This is a genomic window from uncultured Dokdonia sp. (genome assembly GCF_947492815.1).
Lineage (GTDB): Bacteria > Bacteroidota > Bacteroidia > Flavobacteriales > Flavobacteriaceae > Dokdonia.
In genome coordinates, this window is sequence record NZ_CANLOB010000081.1 from 1 (window position 1) to 769 (window position 769).

Annotated in this window: 1 pseudogene; it reads left to right on the forward strand. The window is 38.5% G+C overall.

The window, feature by feature from the left end:
* Positions 1 to 769 (forward strand): annotated as a pseudogene (locus tag Q1A01_RS23600) (hypothetical protein); the annotation flags it as partial.

The following is a 769-nucleotide window of genomic DNA, read 5'->3' on the forward strand; positions in this document are numbered from 1 at the left end:
TTTGTGGCTGCCGATAGTGATGGTGATATCGTATTTAATAACTCACAACGTAATTTCGTAAGAGAGACGGGAGCTTCTATCTTCTTATTTGGAGAACCTCAAGAAGAGCAAAATGAACAAGAAGGCCCTACGACAAACCCTGATATTGATCAGCAGTTAGATGATTCAGATTTAGATGCACCAGATATGCGTGAGAAGTTTAGAATCGGATTTGATTCTCCAAGCCTATATCATAGACAACTACTTCTTACGGTAGATCCAACGACAACCTTTGGAATAGATAGAGCCTATGATGGAGAGATTCAATTTGGTCCTACAGAAGATATGACATGGGATATGGAAGACAAGAAATTTGTCATCTTAGGTGTTCCAAATGTGACAGATGTTTCAGAATTCCCATTAGTTGTTACATTACCTCAATCAGGACCTATCAGAATACGTATAGATGCTCTTGAAAATGTAGATACAGAAACAACAACAGTATTCTTAAAAGACCGTGTTCAAAATACAGTAACCAATCTTTTAGAAGGAGATTATGAAACCACTCTTGAGTCAGGAGAACATTACAATCGTTATGTGATTGTGTTCAGGAAAGATTCAAATGAAGAAGAAACTACCGAAGAGGAAGAAGAAGAAGAGCAGGAAGAAGAAGAAACAGAAGGAGATTGGGAAGAAGAGGAAGAAGGTGAAGAAACTTCTGAAGAGTGGGAAGAAGAAGAGGAAGAAACTACTGGTACAGGAGAAGATACTGATACTGACACCGAAGCTG